The sequence below is a fragment of the Vibrio sp. 378 genome, assembly GCF_033339435.1.
The window spans coordinates 184352-206087 of the sequence record NZ_JAWOUO010000008.1 but is presented as its reverse complement, the minus strand read 5'-3'; the positions used below and the strand labels follow the sequence as shown (position 1 = coordinate 206087).

General features: G+C 41.5%; 20 protein-coding genes. 5 read left to right on the top strand and 15 right to left on the bottom strand.

Annotated elements, in window-relative coordinates:
• Positions 1-4 precede the first annotated feature (4 nt).
• Genes tssC (R7Q48_RS16465) through tagH form a run of 11 tightly spaced genes read right to left on the bottom strand, consistent with a single transcriptional unit; the run spans position 5 to position 14043 of the window.
• Entirely contained in the window at positions 5-1516 is a 1512-nt protein-coding gene (gene tssC, locus R7Q48_RS16465; protein WP_047100991.1) for a type VI secretion system contractile sheath large subunit, read from the bottom strand.
• 52 nt (positions 1517-1568) lie between these two features.
• Positions 1569-3062, bottom strand: a complete 1494-nt coding sequence (gene tssC, locus R7Q48_RS16460) for a type VI secretion system contractile sheath large subunit (protein WP_005375950.1) — start codon at positions 3060-3062, stop codon at positions 1569-1571.
• Positions 3062-3592 (bottom strand): type VI secretion system contractile sheath small subunit, encoded by a 531-nt coding sequence (gene tssB / locus R7Q48_RS16455; protein WP_005375949.1) that lies wholly within the window; start codon positions 3590-3592, stop codon positions 3062-3064. The genes tssC (R7Q48_RS16460) and tssB overlap by 1 nt, the downstream gene beginning before the upstream one ends.
• Before the next feature lie 15 nt (positions 3593-3607).
• On the bottom strand, positions 3608-4723 hold the full coding sequence (gene tssA / locus R7Q48_RS16450) for a type VI secretion system protein TssA (RefSeq protein WP_318132386.1): 1116 nt from the start codon (positions 4721-4723) through the stop codon (positions 3608-3610).
• Positions 4716-5510: a PP2C family protein-serine/threonine phosphatase gene (locus tag R7Q48_RS16445; protein ID WP_256902664.1), complete on the bottom strand. Its 795-nt coding sequence runs from the start codon at positions 5508-5510 to the stop codon at positions 4716-4718. The genes tssA and R7Q48_RS16445 overlap by 8 nt, the downstream gene beginning before the upstream one ends.
• Positions 5511-5519: 9 nt before the next feature.
• On the bottom strand, positions 5520-6215 hold the full coding sequence (gene tagF, locus R7Q48_RS16440; protein WP_130545602.1) for a type VI secretion system-associated protein TagF: 696 nt from the start codon (positions 6213-6215) through the stop codon (positions 5520-5522).
• Complete coding sequence (gene tssM, locus R7Q48_RS16435) at positions 6197-9715, bottom strand: type VI secretion system membrane subunit TssM (protein ID WP_256902663.1); 3519 nt, start codon at positions 9713-9715, stop codon at positions 6197-6199. The genes tagF and tssM overlap by 19 nt, the downstream gene beginning before the upstream one ends.
• Positions 9716-9731: 16 nt before the next feature.
• Positions 9732-11024, bottom strand: a complete 1293-nt coding sequence (gene tssL, locus R7Q48_RS16430) for a type VI secretion system protein TssL, long form (RefSeq protein ID WP_167416000.1) — start codon at positions 11022-11024, stop codon at positions 9732-9734.
• A gap of 11 nt (positions 11025-11035) precedes the next feature.
• Positions 11036-12361, bottom strand: coding sequence for a type VI secretion system baseplate subunit TssK (gene tssK / locus R7Q48_RS16425; protein ID WP_080659252.1), 1326 nt, complete (start codon positions 12359-12361; stop codon positions 11036-11038).
• A gap of 21 nt (positions 12362-12382) precedes the next feature.
• Positions 12383-12838, bottom strand: a complete 456-nt coding sequence (gene tssJ / locus R7Q48_RS16420; RefSeq protein WP_017820223.1) for a type VI secretion system lipoprotein TssJ — start codon at positions 12836-12838, stop codon at positions 12383-12385.
• Between the two features lie 11 nt (positions 12839-12849).
• Positions 12850-14043 (bottom strand): type VI secretion system-associated FHA domain protein TagH, encoded by a 1194-nt coding sequence (tagH, locus tag R7Q48_RS16415; RefSeq protein WP_053307738.1) that lies wholly within the window; start codon positions 14041-14043, stop codon positions 12850-12852.
• Positions 14044-14355: 312 nt separating this feature from the next.
• Here tagH and R7Q48_RS16410 point away from each other — a divergent pair, with 312 nt between their 5' ends.
• From R7Q48_RS16410 to R7Q48_RS16400, 3 genes are all read left to right on the top strand, one after another.
• Positions 14356-16506 (top strand): serine/threonine-protein kinase, encoded by a 2151-nt coding sequence (locus R7Q48_RS16410; protein WP_256902662.1) that lies wholly within the window; start codon positions 14356-14358, stop codon positions 16504-16506.
• 446 nt (positions 16507-16952) lie between these two features.
• A complete protein-coding gene (locus tag R7Q48_RS16405; protein ID WP_053307740.1) occupies positions 16953-17288 on the top strand; it encodes an Hpt domain-containing protein in 336 nt (111 codons plus the stop codon).
• A gap of 34 nt (positions 17289-17322) precedes the next feature.
• Positions 17323-17514, top strand: a complete 192-nt coding sequence (locus tag R7Q48_RS16400; RefSeq protein WP_025767706.1) for a hypothetical protein — start codon at positions 17323-17325, stop codon at positions 17512-17514.
• Between the two features lie 70 nt (positions 17515-17584).
• On the opposite strand, the gene R7Q48_RS16395 is transcribed toward R7Q48_RS16400, so the two are convergent.
• From R7Q48_RS16395 to R7Q48_RS16380, 4 genes are all read right to left on the bottom strand, one after another.
• Positions 17585-18046, bottom strand: coding sequence for an ATP-binding protein (locus tag R7Q48_RS16395; protein ID WP_064354660.1), 462 nt, complete (start codon positions 18044-18046; stop codon positions 17585-17587).
• Positions 18027-19256, bottom strand: a complete 1230-nt coding sequence (locus tag R7Q48_RS16390; RefSeq protein ID WP_256902661.1) for a PP2C family protein-serine/threonine phosphatase — start codon at positions 19254-19256, stop codon at positions 18027-18029. The genes R7Q48_RS16395 and R7Q48_RS16390 overlap by 20 nt, the downstream gene beginning before the upstream one ends.
• Before the next feature lie 29 nt (positions 19257-19285).
• Positions 19286-19546 (bottom strand): hypothetical protein, encoded by a 261-nt coding sequence (locus tag R7Q48_RS16385; RefSeq protein ID WP_005375908.1) that lies wholly within the window; start codon positions 19544-19546, stop codon positions 19286-19288.
• A gap of 220 nt (positions 19547-19766) precedes the next feature.
• Complete coding sequence (locus R7Q48_RS16380; protein WP_005375905.1) at positions 19767-20381, bottom strand: glutathione S-transferase family protein; 615 nt, start codon at positions 20379-20381, stop codon at positions 19767-19769.
• A gap of 284 nt (positions 20382-20665) precedes the next feature.
• Between R7Q48_RS16380 and R7Q48_RS16375 the strand changes: the two genes are divergently transcribed.
• The gene (locus R7Q48_RS16375; RefSeq protein ID WP_005375904.1) at positions 20666-21241 is read left to right on the top strand and encodes a TetR/AcrR family transcriptional regulator; all 576 of its coding nucleotides are present in this window, start codon (positions 20666-20668) and stop codon (positions 21239-21241) included.
• A gap of 1 nt (position 21242) precedes the next feature.
• A complete protein-coding gene (locus R7Q48_RS16370) occupies positions 21243-21647 on the top strand; it encodes a PPC domain-containing DNA-binding protein (RefSeq protein ID WP_256902660.1) in 405 nt (134 codons plus the stop codon).
• Positions 21648-21736: the final 89 nt, after the last annotated feature.

Below are 21736 nucleotides of genomic sequence, written 5' to 3'. Positions count from 1 at the left end.
TTCCTTACACCATGTGCTCTGGTGATAATTCGGTAATTAATTTAATGCTAGATACCATTTGATCGAGTTGAAAATGCGGTCGCAAATGGATAACTGAGTAATAATGTCCAGGAGTTTCTCTTTTCTCTCGAACTGTAATTTTCGCTTCATTTAGGGGGTATTTAGCCCGAAGCTCATCAGACGCTTCATCTGATGCGGTAGTGTACTGATGTAACCAGCGTTGAAAGTCACGCTCTAGGCTTTCCGCGTCTTGATACCCACCAATTTTGTCACGCCCCATAACCTTGAGATAATGTGCGACTCGCGATACACACAATGTGTATTGCAACATCGATGTCAGTTTTGCATTCGTTGAAATATGCTTTTCTGCGTATTGTTTGGGCTTGTAGAGAGATACATTCGAGGTCATCCCTACCATATCGGTCTCAGGTATTGGAGAAATAGAAATAAAACCGCACTCAGACAATTCTTGTTCTTTTCTCTCAGAGATTTTCAAGTTTAACGGACATCTTTCACGATCATTCTTGCCATTAACACGCATCTTGCTCCTTGTAGGAGCGACGATAATACCCTGACTGTAATCGCCTTGTTTAATCCCTCGCATATGCGTGAACCAACCATGTTCCTGAAATGCTCTAATTGATACAGCAGCAAAACAGTACGCACTACTCCCCCATAGCAAATCTCGGTTGGAGTCGCAGACGTGTTCTTGAAAATTGAATTTATCATTCCGCGAGCCATCACTTTTGTATGGCTGACGGAACAAGACGTTAGGTGCAGTCAAACCAATAAATTTAGCGTCATCGTTATCTCTCAAACTACGCCACTTTGCATAATCTTCCTGTTCAAATTGGGCTGCTATATCTCTTATCGCAGAGAGTTGAGCGAAACTATCAACACCAAACATCTCTGGCGATGCAGACATGATAAATGGGCTGAATGCTGCAGCTGCAGACTGAGAGATCTTACTTAACACAGACAGATCTCTATCAAAATAATTTTTACTAGGATCACAGCGAAGCTGATAATCTCCAACCACCACACCAAAGGGTTCTCCCCCTGCCATGCCATATTCATTTTGATAGAGCAACTTAAATAGTGCTGATTGGTCAAACTCGATGGCTTTTAAAGCATCTTTACTGATTTCATTCCATGTCGCCGTTAAAACCTTAACTTTTACAGAATCCGATGAATGAGAATCAACCTGTTCACATAAATACCTAACTCCAACCCACCCCCTTTCGAGCTGTTGAAACTCAGGATGATGTAATATTTCATTTAGTTGAGATTCTAATAGCTCATCAATGCGGTTAATTGTGTTCATCACACTATGACGAAAGCTGTCCAAATCTCTTGAACGTGTACCTTCTAGCCAAATTCGCGCTGACGCTACAAGATCAGAAGATTCATTGAATCGAGTCAACCACGGGCTATCAAGTTCAGCATAGCCTCCGGTACTAAACTCATGCTTTAGCTTGCTAGGGTCGCGAAAGTTAAGTGACACTGCTAATTCCATCTAGAACATAAAGATTGGTCATGGCTGGCCTTTCGACCAGCCAATTCATTTCTTATCCACCTGACTGAGGGATCTTGGCCACAAGTCGCAAAGATGTAGTCAGTTCTTCCATTTGCAACCAAGGTTTCAGCCATGCTACGGCATTGTAAGAACCAGGTGCGCCAGGAATTTCCTTAACCTGAACACGAGCGTCTGCTAGAGGGTATTTCGCTCTGATCTCTTGACCACCGCCTTCAGAAGCATTGACGTAACCTAGGATCCAGCGGTTCAGCCAAGACTCAACGTCTTCTGCTTCCATAAAGCTACCAATTTTATCTCGAGCCATTACTTTCAAATAATGCGCAAAACGAGATGTTGCCATCATATAAGGTAGGCGGGCAGAAATGGCCGCATTGGCCGTTGCTTCAGGGGATTCATGGTTCGCTGGTTTTTGACAGGTTTGCGCACCAAAGAACACTGCATAGTTGGTGTTTTTGTAGTGACAAAGCGGTAAGAAACCAAGCTTACCAAGCTCCGCCTCACGTCTGTCGGTAATACCAATCTCTGTTGGGCACTTCATATCAGGGTCGCCATCATCACTCATGAAGAAATGCGTTGGCAAGTTATCCACTCGACCGCCGCCTTCTGCACCACGGATGGCAGTACAAAATCCATATTTTGAAAATGCGTCAGTTAACTTAACACCAAGAACATACGAAGAGTTCATCCAACAGTAGTCGTTATGTTCAGCGTTAACAGCAATACCTGAAACAGGATCTACTTCGAACTCTTCAAACCCAAACTCTTCGACTGGAGCGGTAGCTTGTCCGTATGGCAAACGAGCAAGGACTTTTGGCATAGTCAGACTAACGAAGCGCGAATCGGCACTCTCGCGGAACGAACGCCATTGGGCGTATTCTAGTGATTCAAATACCTTATCTAGGTCGCGTGGTTTTGACAGCTCAGTCCACTCATCAAAGCCGAATAGTGCTGGTGAAGCCGCGGACAAGAATGGAGAGAAGCCAGAAGCCGCTACATTTGACATTAGGCGTAACGACTCAATATCTTCTGGGTGGTTGGTAAACTCATAGTCTCCAATCAATGCACCATACGGTTCACCACCAGCACTACCAAACTCAGACTCGTAAACCTTTTTAAAGATCTGGCTTTGATCAAACTCAACAGCTTTGCTCAAGTCTTTATGTAGCTCTTTCTTGGTCATACTCATCATGCGAACTTTCAGAGTAGAGCTGGTCTCTGAATTCATCACTAGATAATTTAAGCCGCGCCAAGAACCTTCGAGTTTCTGTAATTCTGGGTGATGCATTACTTCAGACAACTGATCAGAAATCTGCCTATCGAGCAAATTAATCGCTTCACGAAAAGTTACTGTTAGGTTTTTGTTCCAAGTAACTGTCCCTTTCATTGCTTCTTCAGCGAGCGTTTTAATCAGCTCCTCAGCACGAGAAGCTTCGGTCTGCTTAGTCGCACCAATAGCTTGATCTAAGAATGAAGTTGTCTGTTCATTAACAGTTGGATCTAACTGTTTTTCAGCTTCAGTCGTCATTATTCCGCTCCTTCAGTACTGTCTGACTTCGCTTTCTTGCCAAGATCTAACTCGCCTGCAAGTCTTGCCAGATTGTCTGTATTGTTCAAAACATCCTCTAGGATATTTTCAAGCTCTTCTGAGCGGTCAACTTTTGTCATCAAATCACGCAGTTTATTACGCGTTTCCATCAATTGGCGTAGTGGATCAACTTGATTTACGATCGCAGCAGGCTCAAAGTCTTGCATTGATTTAAAGTTTAAATCAACCTCAAACTGTGAATCGTCATTCGCAAGCTTATTCGCAACTTTAAACTTCACCGATGGATTCATTTTTTTGAGTACATCGTCAAAGTTATCTCGATCGATCTGAATAAAACGGCGGTCTTTTAATGGCTTCAACGCTTCTGTGTTTTGACCAGCGAAGTCACCCATTACACCTACAACAAAAGGCAGTTCTTTCTTAAGAGTCGTACCTTCAGTTTCAACATCATAGGTAATGTGGACACGAGGCTTCCGTACTCGTGATAGTTTCGAGTGGATACTCGTCATACCATTCTCCCTTTATTAATTTTCATTTTGTTCTGCTATGCCAACCAAACGGAAGTAGCTTTTCTTTGCATCCCCGTCGGAGATAAGTTCCGCCAGTAACTCCGGCAGAGGCATCCCACACCAACGAATAATCTGTTCGATGGAGTAAGAAACTGGTGAGTGAGGTTCACTCTCTCGGAAGAAATCAGCTACTTGCTGCAATTGTATAATTGCCTGCTCTCGTGATTTCATGTTTGTCGCTAATAATGCATCACAACTTTGTGAACTTAACGGTTGTTCAGAAGAAGATTCATCAAGATCCTCTAGCTCTTCAAACACGGCTTGTGGTTGATTGAAACGATCTCCTAGAAGGTGCTTTAATGCCGAGTGTATTGATTCAAGTCTTTTTGATATATAAGAGCTAGGAGTCACATCACCGACCGCTTCGTCTAATCGCTGACTGAATTCATTAAATGATTCCGTAGCGAACTCCAAATCCGTGATTAATTCTCGATAAAACGTATCAGAAGTCGACTTAACCGTAGTTGTAATTTCAGATAGCTCAACAGCCCCAAGCTCGACTCGATTTCGGCGCTTATCTTCGTCTAAGCGCTCAAGCTCTATAGCTTGCTGATATTCCCAATAGGCATAAGCTTGCTCCACGCCTAAGTCAGTCAATGGTATACAAGCAATTGGAAAAATAAGTGTTCCTTCACTATCGATACCATTGAGGCCAATAATCGCCGATATTCTTGTCTCAATACCATCTTCATCAGGCATTGGGTACAGATCATCCCAAAAGTTCTCAATTAAACTGGTTGCGAGTTTGTAGCCAACGCCCATACCACGAAAACCATACAATCGAGTTAGGGCTTCTATAAGCCAGGCAACAAATTCCAAATCTTTAGACTGATTCGTGAGTATTTCTGGGACATCTTCAATAAATACTCGCCATAAATTACTGTGGGTATAGATACTTTCTTCTTCTATAAGAGCATTACGTTCAGCGTTGCGGGCGGCCATACGCTGATCTTTCAACCGATAGTAAGCAGACTGTGGTGATACATCCTCTCTAGGATCAACACCTGTAGGATTTTCTTGAGATATAGGAGCCAACGCTTGTTCATACCAATCAAACATTTCATTACTCATAAGCTCTCCCTCTTAGAAAGACAGGTATTGTCGCGTCTTCTCTAGTTACTGTTTCGCACTCCGTTTGCGCTTGGTGAACTTTGATCAAAGCACAAGTTACGTTATCACTTGCGCCCCGAACCAAAGCCGAATGCATGAGCGCTAATCCAGCTTGGTTGACTGAGTCTGCATACAATGTCCGATGAATTTCATCACTCGTAAGTTCCTTAGAGAGCCCATCGCTACAGAGTAAAAACTGATCGCCGTCAGCCAACTGCCCTGAAACTTGATCAATAGTGACACTTTCGTCGACCCCAACAGCTCTGGTAATAACATTTGCAAGAGGGTGAGATTCGGCATCTTCAAATGCCAATAAGCCCTGATCCACTAAGTCCATGACTTGACTATGATCACGTGTTTTTTGGACAAAATTACCACTTCTAAGCTGGTAAATTCGGCTATCACCCACCCAAAGACAGTGGTAATACCCATCCTGAATAAACAACAAAACAAGTGTTGTTCCCATCGTTTTACCGTCTAAGTGATTTTGTGCGTATTGGTAAATTTCTAAGTTCGCTTCTTGAACCACTCTTCGGATATCATCGATATTAGTATTGGAGACATCCTGCATGTGGCGCGCGACTCTATCCACTAGCATCTGGCTTGCTATATCGCCAGCACTGTGTCCACCCATTCCATCGGCAACCACCCAAATATGCTGTTCTGTCATATCCAACAGAGCATCCTCGTTATAAGGGCGTACTTTTCCTGCGTGCGATTTAGCAAAGGTAAAATAGTTCCAATTCATTCTTCTATCCTACCAATTCCACTTTTTCCAGCCGCCATCAAGCATGGCTGAAAACTGACCAATTGAAGGAAATCCACTCGTAATGAACATGCATGGTTCAACCTTCGTTGAACCTTCAGTCCACCAAAAACATGGTTTACTCAATTTTTCTTTAATGAAGTAATTCAAAAGCGTGTTTTGATCAGTATTGCCGTGATCATGAAAAACTGTAGATATTTGGCTTTGATAAAGAAACTCCAGAGGCCTCACTTCACTTGTTACATTCGCAACGAGGTCATTTTTTTCTTGAGTACTCTTATGCCAAACATCAAAGACAAAGTCGTCCTCAAGTACTGAAAGAGCAAGAGCGGCACTGTCCTCTGTCCAAGCTCTGTCACCCCAATATTGCGCAGCTTCACCTTTTACGGCACGAGCTATAGTAAAGAAAAAGTATCTACCGCATGCATCAACACTAGGAATCATGCTACCAATGTAGGTTGAGTCTTCTAAATAGCTAATATCCAAAGCAAAGTGCCACACAGGAGCCGTTAAAAAGTGCTCATTCCAGCTTTCACCCAGTTGTTCCCTGCTGACTGCAATAACCGCCTGTTGCCAATCATGCCAACGCTCCGAGAAATCTTGTGATAAACCATCTTTCACAAAGTCCCCTTTTGCAGGCATTTTACCGATATAGCCCCAGCCTGATGTTATAAGGTTCGTGGACATCTGAACCTCTCCATTTCATTTGACCAAAACGGATTAATGGCACTAGAAGGAATAAGCTCTAGCTGCACCTTATTTCCCTTTAAATCAATCATAACTATATTGTCTTTACGCGATTCTGGCCTTGCTTTAAGTGATTGATCCAAAAGCTTGAATATGCCCCACTCACCTTCATAGGTATGCGCAATTTCGCGTTTAGATTCAGGTGGTGTGAACACAATTCGAGTCTGATCTTGACCGGCAGGCCAACTCAACGATTTAGCTCTTGCTGGTCCATGCTTATAAACCAAATCTTGTCCACCCAACTCTAAGACAAATCGAGTAATGTGCTGGTCTAGATAAACAGGCTTCATCCCAAACTCTACGCGTAATGAATTATCAGATTCAAAGAAAGACTGCCTGATACGTTGCGCTCTTTGAAAGACCATTAGTGTTTCCGGACGAACTCCAATTTCCTTTTCTAATCGCCAACGACTTTTCGAAGTATCCACAAACGGTTCGAGGTATTCTTGGAAGAATGCGTCAAGCGTACCTCCATAACCAAAGAATCGCTTAAAGTCTTTCAATCTAACTTCTCTGCTCGCGTTGGGCTCGAATGGATATCTGCCAGCAATAGTCCGCTGATAAGGGCGGACCACCTGTGTTACCCAAAGTTGATTTAGATGATCCTTCGAACCGCTCTCCGCAAACTTAACCGACTCTTGAGAAAGCTCACCTAGCCATTGATTAAATGGTCTCGGCAAAAGTTCTTTAGCACGAGCAATGGAAGCTGCGACATCTTGTGTAACGGTTCCATCTAAAATACTTTTGTAGGCAATTTTCTGATTGTTACCAGAGCTTGATAAGTCACTTAAATACGAACGCAAGTTAACCATTGCTTGTTGAATATCATCAAAGTCTTGCTCACCAAGGCGTAAGATCTCTGAAAAATGCGATTCGACTTCTTTACCTGGCAGAGCAACATTGAAGCCGTTTTCTTCAGGTAAATACATGTCTAGTCTATCTGCCGTATTTGAAAACTTAACTTTGGCAACTTTACCAGCAACTTCAGAAGCGGCTTTTTGATTTTCTGACAATGATACTTTTGATAGAGCAACCTCTTTTTGGATTGCTCTCAACAAAGATTCGATTGGTCTTTCAACTCCAGATAAAACCCTCGCTTGCTCTGTCGCAAGTTCTAGGCTCGGAGCCTGCTTCAATTGAATATCTTCGATCAACGTTTTCCATTCATTAACATAATCTTGATAGTATCGAGACTGAACGCCTTGGATGGCACTATCTTGATCAATTTCATGAGCCTTAAGATCGTCACCATAAACCCAGTTCTCTTCCATTAGGCTTTTTACTGTACGGTTGATCTGAATCTGAAAAATGCTATGAAAACCATTGTACGTGTAGAAACCCGAAATGCCTTGTGATAGCGGTTTTCCACTAGCTCGCTCGAACTGCTCAAGCCCTTTAGGTCCCAATACATCAGTCAAGCGAAATGAAGGTACATGACTCTTAGAAAATTGTATTTTCATTCGCTGATAAGCACGTTCAGGTAGAGACATTTGAGTCAACACTTCTCGAGCACTCGTCACGGCAGCAGTGTTGTAAGTAAAGCCTTGTCCATCGTTGCCTAATAAATATTGAGTGTGCTGTAGCAAACGTCTTCTTAAGTCTGCGTTTAGCTCACCCGGATATTGACGTTCGAAATAAAAGTTAAACCAAGCCAACACTTCATCTTGTTGATATTTGTCTGGATTGAATAACATCAAATACGTTTTTAACGTTTCGTACAAATACTCACGATGCTGTTGATTGCTCTCCATTTCTGACACCAAGCTATCAAGAAGCAGAGGGGCGTAATATTGGGTCAAAGCATCAGAATATGCATTGTTTGCCGCCTGAGACACTTTGTCTCCCTGATAGAGACCAAACCTCTTTACAGAGTCGGCACCACCGTAGTTGCTTTGCTTTCCGAGAGGAAGCGTCATCAACCTATCTAATGTTTCTACAGCTGAAACAATATCCGCTTCAAAATCTAAACTTTGAGCGCCAATCATTTCATCAATATGGCTAGCTTGTTCATTGGTGTCGACAATTAACTGTGAGTTCCACTTATAACTCATAAACCAAAGCGCAGAAGCTCCGAGCAGTAGCGTTGTACATCCAATGTAAACACCTCGACGCATCCAACCTGACTGCTTTTGATAGTGACGATTAACTGTTCCTAACAGTTGCTCTTTGAAAATAACCTTGTCAAAAAGATTCTTTACGAAATAACTATGAGAACCAGTCTGACTCTTTGCTAGAGCTAAACGATTTAACCCAAGTCCATTGGTTGATTCATTCATCAGCTTGTCGACTGGTAAGCCTTCTTGAACCGAACTCAACATAAACACACCACGAATCAAGGCAGGCTCTTCAAAACTGTTTTGTGCAAAAATTTCAGCTAAAAACTCGTCAAGATTAGCTTGTAGCACTCTTAATTGCTTTGGAAATTCAAAGATAAGCGCGCGTTTATCTAAATCGTCCTCTGTTTCAAGTATTCTAAGCATACGGGCATCAAGGCGCTCCAACATGCCATGAAACTCTTTGTTGAATAGAGAAATAACGCCTCTTTCATCATCCACTTCACGAGGGAACATGAAACCAAATAATTCCTCTCGCTCTTCCTTACTTAAATCGGCAAAGAACTCATTGAAACCGGCAACTAAATCCATTTTGGTGAGCAATACGTAAATCGGAAACTGCATGCCTAACTGGTTTTTCAGTTCTTGAAGTCTCGACTTAATTGCTCGAGCATGAAGACTTCGCTCGGTTCGAGTCTGAGACATCACGCTGGCTAAGCTTATCGTAACAATCGCACCATTAATTGGTCTTTGCGTTCTATACTTTTTCAACAATCCTAAGAAACCATGCCACGCTTTAGAGTCGACCTTTTCTTGACTGTCTTGTGTCGTATACCGGCCAGCCGTATCTATAAGAACTGCTTTATTTGCAAACCACCAATCACAGTGGCGAGTGCCACCTACACCGGCAATAGAGTCAGAGCCAAGGCTGTCTCCTAATGGAAACTCTAACCCCGACTGCTTTAATACGGTTGTTTTCCCCGTTCCAGGAGGGCCAATCAATACATACCACGGTAAGTCATACAAACTTCTCTTGCCTTTGTGTGTTTTCGTCACTACTTTGACAGCTTGCTCAATACGCTCGCGCATTAAGTCAATTTCACTTGCCGCTTCTTTATCTGATTGGCTATCAACCTCAAGCAACGTTTGAATACTTTCGTCTTCTTTCACCTTCTGCTTATGCTGCTTGGTAACGTTAAATATCGCCCAAAGCAACACTAACACAAGAATAGTGACTAGCCGTTGAAAGTCACTCTTTAGGGGCTCATACCCCGCTATCGTAATAAGTGGACCAACAACCCAAATGAAAATAGAACAAGCAGCGACACCGATAAGACCGAGAAACCATCTTTGAGTAAATATTCTGCCAATTTCTTTAATACGCATCTCTATCTACCTATTATTAATTCGCGACAAGAAGGTCGATTTCAATCCGGCGGTTAATAGCTCGGTTTTCATCACTACTGTTTTCAACTAATGGTCTTGCATCCCCCAATCCCTCGGGTATCACTCGCCCTTCTAATGCACTATTCGAGATCAGTTGTTCAGACATAGCAGTGGCTCGAGCTAATGATAGGTGCCAGTTCGAGGGATATTTACTCGTGAAAATAGGCCTATCGTCGGTGTGACCAGTAACAATGATCTTGCCTTGGGTCGACTCCAATGTTCTCGCAAGCTTAGAAATAACGGGTTGGATGTAAGCGACAACATCAGCACTACCTGATTCAAATAGATCTTGAGACTTTAACGAAATTCTTACCCTGTCTTGCAGCGGCTCAACATTGATTAGCCCCTTACCGATCTCAGTTGCTAGATACATTGAAATCTTTTCTGCAATTGGCGCTGATTTTGATTCTGACGTTGCATCTTGGTTAAGTTGTTGCGGTTGAATCAAATTGACTAATTGAGAAAAGGTGCGATTGGATGCCTTATTTAGCTCATAGCTAAAATACATATATATGCAGACCAATAATGCCGCCGTTACAGAACATACAACCCAAAGAGGGGCTCTATCAGAAGCCTTTGAGCCATTCAAAATGTGTTGGTCGATACTATTACTTAGCTCCTGAGGGACTCCTCTCCCATAAGACTTAAGAGTAGCAATAACCTGTCTTCTCAATTTCCGGTGCGATTCCAGTCCATTTTTTTCTAAACGGTATTGACCCAGAAACCCGAGAGATAAGCACACATACATTAGTTCAAGCAAATCTAAGTTCGCATCTGGTTTCGCCATGCACTTATCAAGATGCTTAAAAAACGCTTCCCCACCTTGACTGCTAGCATAGAAGGAGCTAAGTAATGAATCGTGACTCCAGAATGAATGCCCACCCCAATTGGTGTTAAGGACAACTTCATCTAGTGAACAGCATAAACAATAACGAGCTGTATCAATGGTATCCAAATCAACGTCATGCTGACGTAATCGGTTCTCATAATCTCTAAGCTTTTGTGCCAATGTCTCTTTTAGAAACAACGGATCGGAATGAGTCGCTGTCGACCGAATTTGACCGATAATAGATAACAGGCCATTCGCCTCTGCTAGTAGAGAGTTACTCCCATAAGCGACCACTGAATCATTGTTCACCAATTCAGGGCTTTTTGAGATAACTACGGTATTATCCACAGACTTTTCTGATTGTGGTTTCGATGCGGGTGCTCTTCCACCCGGTGTTGGTTTTACTATCGTTTGTTCCATACAGAGCGCGCCTATTGATTAATACTCCAAAGCTCAAGTTCAGCATTAGGAAAATGCCCTGATAGGTGAAGCGCAATACCGCCACTATCTTTTAGCCTCATCCAAAATGGCCCTTTCTTGACAACTTCGAAATAGACATAGCCCGTTTGGTAAGGAATCTGTCTCGGGACGACACTCAACGGCACTACGTTTATACCGTTGATCTGATTATTAATTAGATCGCGAATCTGTTCTGCCGGGCCAAACTTGAGTTGCGCTGGGACCAGGCGTCTTATTTCATCTGTTGTGGTATCTGCTTTAATTGCTAGCACAAATTGGCATGACTCAAGCAAGCGTTTATCTGGAAGCGGCGTCACTTGAATACCGTATTGGCGAGGCTCCAACGGAAGTTTGGTCGCAGTTTGGTCAAGAACAACACTGAGGTACTGACTGAGTATCTGATTCAACTCGCTATAAACACTTGATACATCTAAGTGATCATACGCAAGCAAACTTGGGACTCTTTTAGTTTTATTAGAAAAAGTGGCTAACTCACCAATGTAACCTTTAAGTGTCGTCGCTAATTCCAGTGGATGTAACCTATCTAACTCACTGAAATGCTTTAACTTCGCCTCATATCGGTTCAACATTTGGAGCATGATGAAATCAACAGCAGATGCCGATGCAGATTTGCCCTTAATCAAGCGCTGCGCAATAACGTCAGCACGCATCTTTGTCATCGCGATAACGTTACGTAGATAAGCTGACATAACTTTATCGCTCAGGAGATTGATAAGCGGAGGAACGTACTCATCGTCTAGTATAACTTCCCCTTCAGGAGTTACCTCTTTGATCCTTAAGATAGGTAACTCCACATAACCCGCTAATTTGTCATTACTCGCTTTCAACTCAAGGTTGAGGGCTGCAACTTGGATGGTTTCTTCGTCTTGTCCTGTAAGGTTATCTATCACGTCGATATCTTGAAGTACATAACGAGAGACGATCGATTCGCTTACATCCGAAACGTTTTTACCTGTAACACTTGAAAGAGGGAGAGTTATTTTTACTAACGTATTTTCAGTGTTTTTATCAATAAGTAGAGGCGAAACTGAATCGTTGGATATTAACGTATTAACCAACGTCATATCCGGCAAAACAGCTTCAAGATGCTCAAGTTCAATAAGACCATCTTTTAGCGCGTGTTTTTTTACTCGACATTTGCAAACTCCCCAATTGTAAACCCCACCTAACTGATGTAAGCCTTTGAATTCTTGAGAGGTTGCGCGTTCTTGTTGTTGGAAGTGCTGGGGACGTAAAAACATTCCTTCGCACCAAGCCGTCTTGGAGTATTGCGTCATTTATAATTAGCCAACTAAACGTTATTTAACGACCAAAGACAGATCTTCTAACAATACTTGATATGTGTTGTAACCGGTCTTATCCACTTTAATGACTTGTCGCCAATTTGAGTTTTCAATATCTCGAAACGCTACGACAATGCCTAAATATTCTGTCTTTGGAGACATACTTGCTTGATATGTTTCTTTCTGACCTGGAGTTAATGAAACTTCATATTTATTCACTAAATCAGGTCCTAAGACTTTTTCACTTTCTTCATAAATAGAAAAAAAGTCCTGGCTTTCGAAAATGGTATTTGACGTTAATTCAAATACATACACCACTACAGGAGAAGGCCTGCCGTTTGAATCAGGATTAATGTTATGACTTGCTGCTATTTCTAAATCTGAGTATGGATCAACAACTAGGTTCGCTGCTGAGCACCCAAATAAAGCCATTGAAATTAATAACAAAATATATTGGTAAAACTTTTTCATCACCCTAATTCCTAGCCTTTGTTTTTTAATGCTAATTCATAGTGCTTAGCGAAGTCTTCTAAATAGAACGGAGACTCTTTATTGATAATATCATCGGATAACTTTTCATGAATATCCTCAAACCTCTTCCAACTTTGAGCATATTTTCTAGCTGGAATAACCTTATTAATAACCGTGTCTTTCGCTAAAGCATCTGAGTATATAGAAGTAGGTTCAACAAGTGACATAACACTCGAAACCGTACCTTCAACACCTTTCATTAAGGCTTGCTCATGACTTTCGATGTCATTAAATGCTTCTTTAATGGCTGCATTTGGCTTTAAGAAGCTAGCCGTTTGACGGTTATATAAGTTATGAATCGCATCTTCTAAGTTTGCAGAAAACTTTAAAGGGTTATTTTCTGACTTACGAAATGCGGTATGACTAAGTCGATTTGTTTGCTTAAACACTGCTCTGTTATGCAGTGTTTCCATTAAACCAACTAGCATCAAAGAAAATGACTCCCCCAGTTGTTCAAACCATTCCTCTCGGTTATCGCTGGGAATCATCATTGGATCTATACCCACCCCTCTAACAAAAGCCGCAAGTTCACCCCCATTGGTATCAAAGTTGGGAGTCGATAGGTGTTCTGATTGTCGGTTAACTTTCGGTAAAGTTTCAGATACGGTGCTCTGTTTTTCGGGCTTTGGGATATCAATAAAATCATCGACTAAACCAATATCTAGCTGAAAGTCAGAAGGAACACTTTCGTTTAAGAGTTCACTAGCACTAAGGCCTAGGTCAACAAATTCCTCTTCCGATGGACTTGAGACTACTTCAGGGGGGGCGCTAGAAAGACTTTTACTTGTCTCAAGGCTGAATACATCTGTATCTGTTTGAACAGAAACTGAAATTTGATAATCCCCTAAGCTAACCATATCGTCATTGCTTAGTGCTATTTCATTTCCTTGACCCACAGGAGTTACAGCATTATTTACAAAAGTACCATTCGTTGAGAGGTCTTTTATCAAGTATTTGTCACCAAACTTAATCAGTTCTCCGTGGGTTCCGGATACCACTCTTTCAGGATCTGGTAGTGTCCAATCACATTGTTCAGACCTACCAAATGTAACCTTGGCATGTTCATCACTTGATTCAAACACGAACTCACTCTCAATCTCTGGAGTAAATTTGTGAAAACTTGTTATGGTTAAAACCAACTTCATGTAAACCTCGCCAAAGACCTGCTAGATATTATTTTTAATTTTATTATTAACTGCTTTCTTATTAACAGTAAGATTAATAAAAATCTTAATACTGCCATTGAAAATCATGCACGGAATAATGAATCATTTTTTTATCAAAGCAATCACGTATTGTTCAACAATTTTAATTATCCAACCAAGTTCAAATTTTTGACACTTAGACTTTCATCAATAAAAAAACGAATGTTAGTTTGGCCGAGAAATTCTAACATAATGACTTTTCATTGAGCAGAAAGGTATATATTCCCCCATCATTTATACGGAGTTCTTGTGATGGAAGATAGTAATAAAAACAATTCTATAAATAACGAAGAAAGCGGAGATAAAACTAAAATTGTAAAGACTCAAAAACGAGACAATGCAATTAAATCAACCAAACTCACTAATAATGAAACCTCCGTTAAAAATAAAAATGAAACAAATACAAAACTGTCTCAAAAAGAAAACACTCCGTTAGTTAATAAGAAAAAAAACAATAAAGATGACTCATTAAATAATAACAAAGATGTTATTAACGAAAGCTTAATAGGAACGACCGTTAAAAATCGGTATGAAATTGAGTCGGTTATTGGGCATGGTGGGCTTTGCGATGTTTACTTAGCTAAAGATAAGATTCTTGAATCTTCAGGTTCAGAAACACCCTACGTTGCGTTAAAAATATTACAGAAAGAGTTTGCTTCTCAACCAGAGACTGCACGCATGTTAATACGTGAAGCTCAACAAACTCAAAGGTTAAGCCACCCTAATATCATTAGGGTTTTTGATTTTGGTGTTGATGGCGAAATATACTTTTTAGTTATGGAGTATATTAACGGAGAAACATTAGAGAGTTTAATACAGCGTTCTAGGCCCCATGGGCTGAAGTTTAATGCAACTTTATCAATCCTAAATCAGGTACTCGATGCACTCTCATATGCTCACTCTCTTGGTGTAGTGCACGCCGACCTAAAGCCCGCTAATGTGATTTTAACGTCTGAGGGTGACGTTAAGCTGCTTGATTTTGGTGTATCTAAAACTCATCAATTAAAGCAGGATCAATATGCGGCTAAACGTAAATCCGAAAATGTTGAAACGCTTGGTTATACTCCCAACTATGCATCACTCAACCTGTTATCCGGTAAGGAACCGAACTTAAGCGACGATATGTTTGCTCTATTTTGTATTGCTTACGAGTTATTGAGTTGCAAACACCCTTACGCAAGAACTCCAGTTAATGAAGCTCTCAAAAAGAAGATCAAGGTCTCTAAACCAACTAACATGCCTGCATCTAAGTGGCCAATATTTTCAAGCGTATTTTCAACTGGCATCATTCCGTACGAGCTGACCCCTGAGCAGTTGAAACGCAAATTGAATATGCGCTATTGGCCTATTGCTAGCGGCGCGGCAGCGAGTATATTATTAGTTAGCGGCATTGTATTTGGTTATCAGCAGCAACAAGAAACCATCGCCACTTTGGAAACCGTTATTAGCAAGCAAAATGATCAAATTGCCGGACAAGAGTGGCAGCTTGATACGCCAGCAGAAAAAAGTTTGGCACTGATTGATAGTGAAAAAAGCTTACATCCAGTCGTTAAGGCTGGCTTATTACGCTTACACAAGACCTATATTCTCAGCGAGTTTGAATCTGAAATTGATCAGGTTTTGAATTCTGATGCCAACAACTACCCGAATTATGATGAAATTGAGTCCATACTTGATAAAGCAAAAACCTACTACCCTGACTCACATAAAATAGAAGTTCTTGCCTTAGATATTCAGTCAAGCAAGCACTCCACGTTACTTTCGATAGCAAGGCAAATCAACAGTCAACTTGAAAAGTCTCGGTACAGTAAAGAAGACGGCAGTAAATCCATCTATGAGCTCAAGGATGAGTTAAATCAGATTCATCAAGGTTATCCTTTCACGCCAAGTTCGTTATCTAGCGATGTTTTCGGTCAGCACCTCACTGAAGCACTCAAAAAGAAAGACGCAGCTGCACTTGTTGCTCTTATTAAGGTTGGGAACACCTTCTTTTCAAACGTAGAAGAGCATCAAGAGAACTTACAGATAAGTAATGCGATGAAAGATGCAGTGCTTGAAATGAAATTATATGAGACAGCGCTAGATTCCAACAGCCCTCTACCGTTTCCAGAAGATGCCGCTAGAATCCTGTTCCAAGAAGAGTTTGAAAACTTTTATTCTCGCCTAGAAAAGGCAAGGACGACAACTCATCTCGATAACTTGGTGAAGGATGTGGATCTGTTCTCGAAAAACTTTCCTATTGGTTTTCAGGATGTTAGCGATTTAAGATTCAAAACTGCTGATAAATACTTACGCTTCTCCGATATATTACTTAATAAGCGAAGGACTTCAAGCGCAAGACGCGCTATGAAGAAAGCCAACGAGCTTATGAAGCAAATAGAACAGGACTCTAAACAAAGCTAGTAATACAAAAGGGACGCGAGTCCCTTTTTTGCCGCAGATTACTTGCCAATATGCAACTAGATTGCTAATTTATACTTATACTTAATGAGGAGAGTTAGCCTTGACTGAAGGAATAGTCAAAGTTGGCGAACGTCTGGCGTCCGTATGTAACGATAGCCTTAAACTAGGACTGCAAGACACTTACCGACTCGGCGTTTTACTTGGAAACGTCCCCTTTGCTACTTGTGTTAAAAACACGCGAGTTGAAGTTTTTTCATCCCTACATTTCGACCATTGCCGTTTGGATATAAGTCAAAATATCTTTAACAATCACTTTCTTTTTGTAAGTTTATCTCAAGCGACAAGCAAACTATTTCTGCTCAAATACTGGTTATGCCATTCATACCTTCGGCTAAGCCTTCATTATCCGAAACATTCCTCTACCTCAACGTTTAATAGGGGTATACATGATTAATTTTGATGTTCTCAATACATACATGGATAACGACGTAGATCTGATCGTCACTGTTTTTTCTACATACCTTGAAGATCACACGAATGATATAGAGCGTATAGATGAGCTATATGCAAGCAAATGTTGGTCAGAACTCTATCTATTAGCTCATAGTTTAAAAGGCATTCTAGAGAGTTTCGGAGAAGACACCGCGGTCATTGCGTTTCAAAGAATAGAAGAAAAAACCAGAAACGATACAGCGCCAGATAGCTCAGATATAGCTATAGTTACTAAAGAGCTAGCTGCAATTAATCAACAAATCTTCGCTTACTTGAAGAATATGCAATAAAGAAATTCAAGGCTTAACTGGGGGAAATATGGCAATGAATAATAGCAATTTCAGGGAGTTGATTGAGTCTCTCAAAGACCTAACACCAACTCAAAAAAGGTACTTACTTAGCCGTACAAAGATGGCGCTAGATGATGAAAGTAATATGTTAAACATCAGTGATATCCTAACACCAGAAGAGTTGGAGGCGTTACTATCACCAGCACCAACAACGAATACAAAATAACAATGATATACAACGCCACCGTCAGATTAACGCTAGGGACCAAGTGAAGCAAATCGACTTTGCTTGGTTGTTAGTTTCTCTCCCAATTCCTTTTCACTACAACAAACGTATTGTTTTCGAAACCTTTTTCCAATTTAAACAGGTCAGATAATTGAGCGACTAACATCAGTCCGCGACCAGAGGAGGACCAACTATCGTCATCCATTAAGTTAGGTGCCTCAATCTGTTTATTTTTATGTTGGATGAACGTCTTTTCATTGATCGGCGCTCCGCAATCAGAGACTCTAAGTTCCACGAAACCGGACACTTGGTCATCCCCAACCCTACACTCCACTTCAATTGGCTGGCCTTCTATTTCACTGTAAGAATGAATATAAGCGTTATTCATGAGCTCAACGACACAAAGCTCCAATGATTGAATTGCATTTAAGGGGATTTGATGCCCCATCAAAAACCGAACAACGTCTTTGCTCGCACTTCGTGAGTGAGTAAGGGAGCTCCCGTAAGTTCGTTTAAATTCGCTCTTTGACATTCTTTTCCTTAAAATCGAGCCTCTCACCATGCCATTTTACCTGTAAAAGGCTGGCATCATCATCAAACTCATCTTCGTTGTGCCAAGATTGTACTTTTTTAAAGACCTCTCCCACTTGCTCTTCAACTGGCAGCGTGCAAACAGCTTTTATACTCGATGCCAATCGTTGTAGTGAAAACATCTCCTCACCCTGCCTCGCTTCAATCAAACCATCCGAATAAAGCCACAATGCATCGCCTTCATCTAGACTAATTTGGTTACCGATATATTCCATCGGCTGCATTGCACCAACGATAAAGTTATCGTCACCTATCTGTTCCATCGTTTTCGTACTCGCTCGCCAAACTAAGATCCTGGGGTGGCCAGCCGTGCAATAGCTAAGTCGCCCTGATTTTGTGTTAAGAATGGCGTAAGCCATAGTAAAGTAAAGTTGACTGTTTCTAGTTTGCTGATAACGCCGATTTAGCCGTTCAATCACAGATGCTGGCTCACTTACGCAATAGCCGTCATCTCTCAACTCCATCGTGATCGAATCAGGCCCCTGACTTTGAGATAGTGTCTGTTGAATAGAAAAAGCCATCAAAGCTGAAGAAATACCATGACCAGAAACATCACATACATAAAACGCAACATGGTGTTCATCGAGATCCAAATACCCCAACATATCACCACCAATCTGGGAGCATGGTTTGTAGACATAGCTAAAATTTACATTCTGAATAGTTGATTCAGCAGGGAGTAGTTGCTCCATCAGATGACTCGCAGACTGTAGGTCTTGGTGGATTGTTTGATAGGCCGCATCTAGCTCTTTGTTTCTCTCAACGAGTTTGTTGTGCAGTTCTAAAGTACGAAACCCCGCACGGATTCTGGCCTGAAGTTCCTCTACAGACGTCTTCTTATCTACGAAATCATCTGCGCCAGCATCAATGCCTTTCACGATCGAACTTTGGTCATTTCTAGAAGACAGTAGAACAAAAAAAATGTAACGTTCGCTAACTTTAGATTTTAATTGGCGACACAATTCAATACCATTAATTCCAGGCATCATTAAATCACTCAGCACAAACTGAATATCAGGGCGGTGGGTTAGCACTTCGAGCGCCGCTCGTCCGTCTTCAACAGCAAGCACTTCATAGCCTTGCTTTTCCAATGCACTGCTGATGTAAAGCAGTACTGTTTTACTGTCATCGACCAAAAGAATGGGTTTCATCTGCCTCCTTAAAGTGGTTGCTATACTGGCTAACGCAAAACACTAGTCACTGACTGCTCATTTCTAAAACGGCTGTAGTCTTCGGCTAATAATTGGTGTTGATATCGAGTGTAAGACAACGCTTCATTAGAAATTAGTATCTGATGCTCTTTTTCGATTAACTGACTTTGCAGCCTTTCAATCTGTTCATTCTGCTGTGTGTAATTGAGGTACAGTGCGAATAGACCAAAAACCGAAACCATTAACAGGGCTATTAGAATATTATTGATAGTTTTCACTTGAATATTCATGACCTCTCCTTGTCTATTATTAGACTTTCCATGATGAAAGAGAGCGTCTACGGACCAAGAGCTCAAGGCTCTAAAACGCAACGAAGCAAATTGAGGTTGTTTTTCCAATTATAGGCGATAGGAGAAAAAATAAGAAAAATCTGAAAAAATTTGAATATCCTGCTGAGTTAAGAATCGGTAAGGTGGTAGCAGCGAGCTATCATCCACTCGCTGCAATACATTAACTCTGAAATGCAGGTCTAGCTAAAATTTGGTTATACCATCGAGCAATGTTTGGCGACGTCGATAGCACATCAATTTCTAGGCCTTTAATTGCGAAACTGATTAAAATAAAGCCTGTTATATCGACGATAGTAAAATGGTCTACGGCGATAAAATCATTATGTTCAAGCCGCTTGTCTAAGACAGGCAGAAATTCATAGACGCGTTGTTTTGATTCTTCGCCCCATGCTTCAACGCAACGTTCTCTGTCTCCATAAACTCCGGTCATGTTTCGAAACGCCTGAAATGCCGCATTTAGTCCTTGGAACTCCACCACACGATGCCACATTTCCACCTGAGCACGTTCGAGTTGGTTAGCACCAAACAGCGCCAGATCATTTTCAAACGCTTCATCTAGGTAGCGACAAATCGCCACGCTTTCACAGATCGTCGTACCATCATCCAGTTCTAGTAGAGGCACTTTGCCGTTCACGCTTTTCGATTTAAACGGTTCAGATAGGTTATCGCCCTCACGAACGTTCAGCGCAATTCGCTCAACCTCGCCACCGATTTCCTTTAGAAAAATGCTAACTCGCTTACAACTTGGAGTCATTGCGGTTTCATAGAGCTTCATTTCACATCCTTTTATCTTTTTCTAACCGATTGGTTAGGATATACTGTAGCCAGTTTATAAACGATCAGTCAAGAACTTCACTATCAAAAATTTTCAAACAGTTGTGGGTCTGTTTGCTGAGAGAGATTTTTGATGCCGTTTGTGAGTTCACATGAATTTGGAGGCTGATACCCAAGAATAGATGGGTATTCATCATATTGGTTCAGTTCGAACGCTAGAGGTTCTCTGTACCATCCCTCCAAAGCAATTCAATTACCCGATAAGCAGACCCAGGCAGGTAATTTATGGCAAGAAAAGCCAACTTCGACCGAGATGAAAAGCTTCTCGTAGCTATGGATGTGTTTTGGCGCAAGGGCTTTGCGAACACGTCTATCTCGGATCTCACCGACGAGTTGAACATCAACCGCTTCAGTCTTTACAACACCTATGGTGACAAGCAACAGCTCTACTACGAAGCGCTCGACACTTACTTAAAAAAGGTCTCGCTACCGTCACTGAATGATTTGGAAAAAGACGATGCGTCTTTACCTGAGTTGGAATCGTTCCTTAAATCTTTTGCTGAACTGCAACGCAAACGCAACTGTGGGTGTTTTATCCAAAATGCGTTGATTGAGCACGCTGGTGAAGACGATGATGTACTGCGTAAAGGGCATTTTTTGTTTGACCATCTTATCGACATCATTGCGGATGCGCTGACCAATGCGCAAAAAGAAACCTTAGTGCCGAAAACGCTGAAACCAGAAGAGCTCGCTCGTTTTGTTCTCAACAACATGCAAGGTATGCGCGTACTTGGCAAAGCCAAACGTTATGCCGACTTGGATACCGCGCTTTCCTGCTTGCTGGTTTTGATTAGGAAGTGACATGTCGATTGAAGTGATAGCAGTACGTCTTACCAAAGGCATGGACTTAAAACTGAGCCTAGCGAAATTGGTCAAGCAGCACAGCATTAAAGCAGGCTCGATTGCCTCATGCGTTGGCTGTATCTCTGATCTCAACCTTCGTTTGGCAGGTACAGAGAGTACGTTAACCAAACAAGAGCCATTTGAAATCGTCTCTGTGATGGGAACCCTAACGCCTGAACATCAGCACGTTCATATCTCGGTGTCTGATCGTGAAGGACGAGTCTGGGGCGGGCATTTAATGGAAGGCACAGTGATTGATACTACCGCAGAATTGATCATCCATTCTTACTCAGAACTTGAGTTCACTAGAGCGATGGACGACTCGACTGGCTATACCGAACTACAAGTGAATCCTTCTAAATAGTAAAAAGCTCCAGAGCCATACTGTGCTGTCTCTGGAGCTTTATTCGCTTGCCTCTTACGCCAAGAATTTACTCATATCGAGCAAGCTAA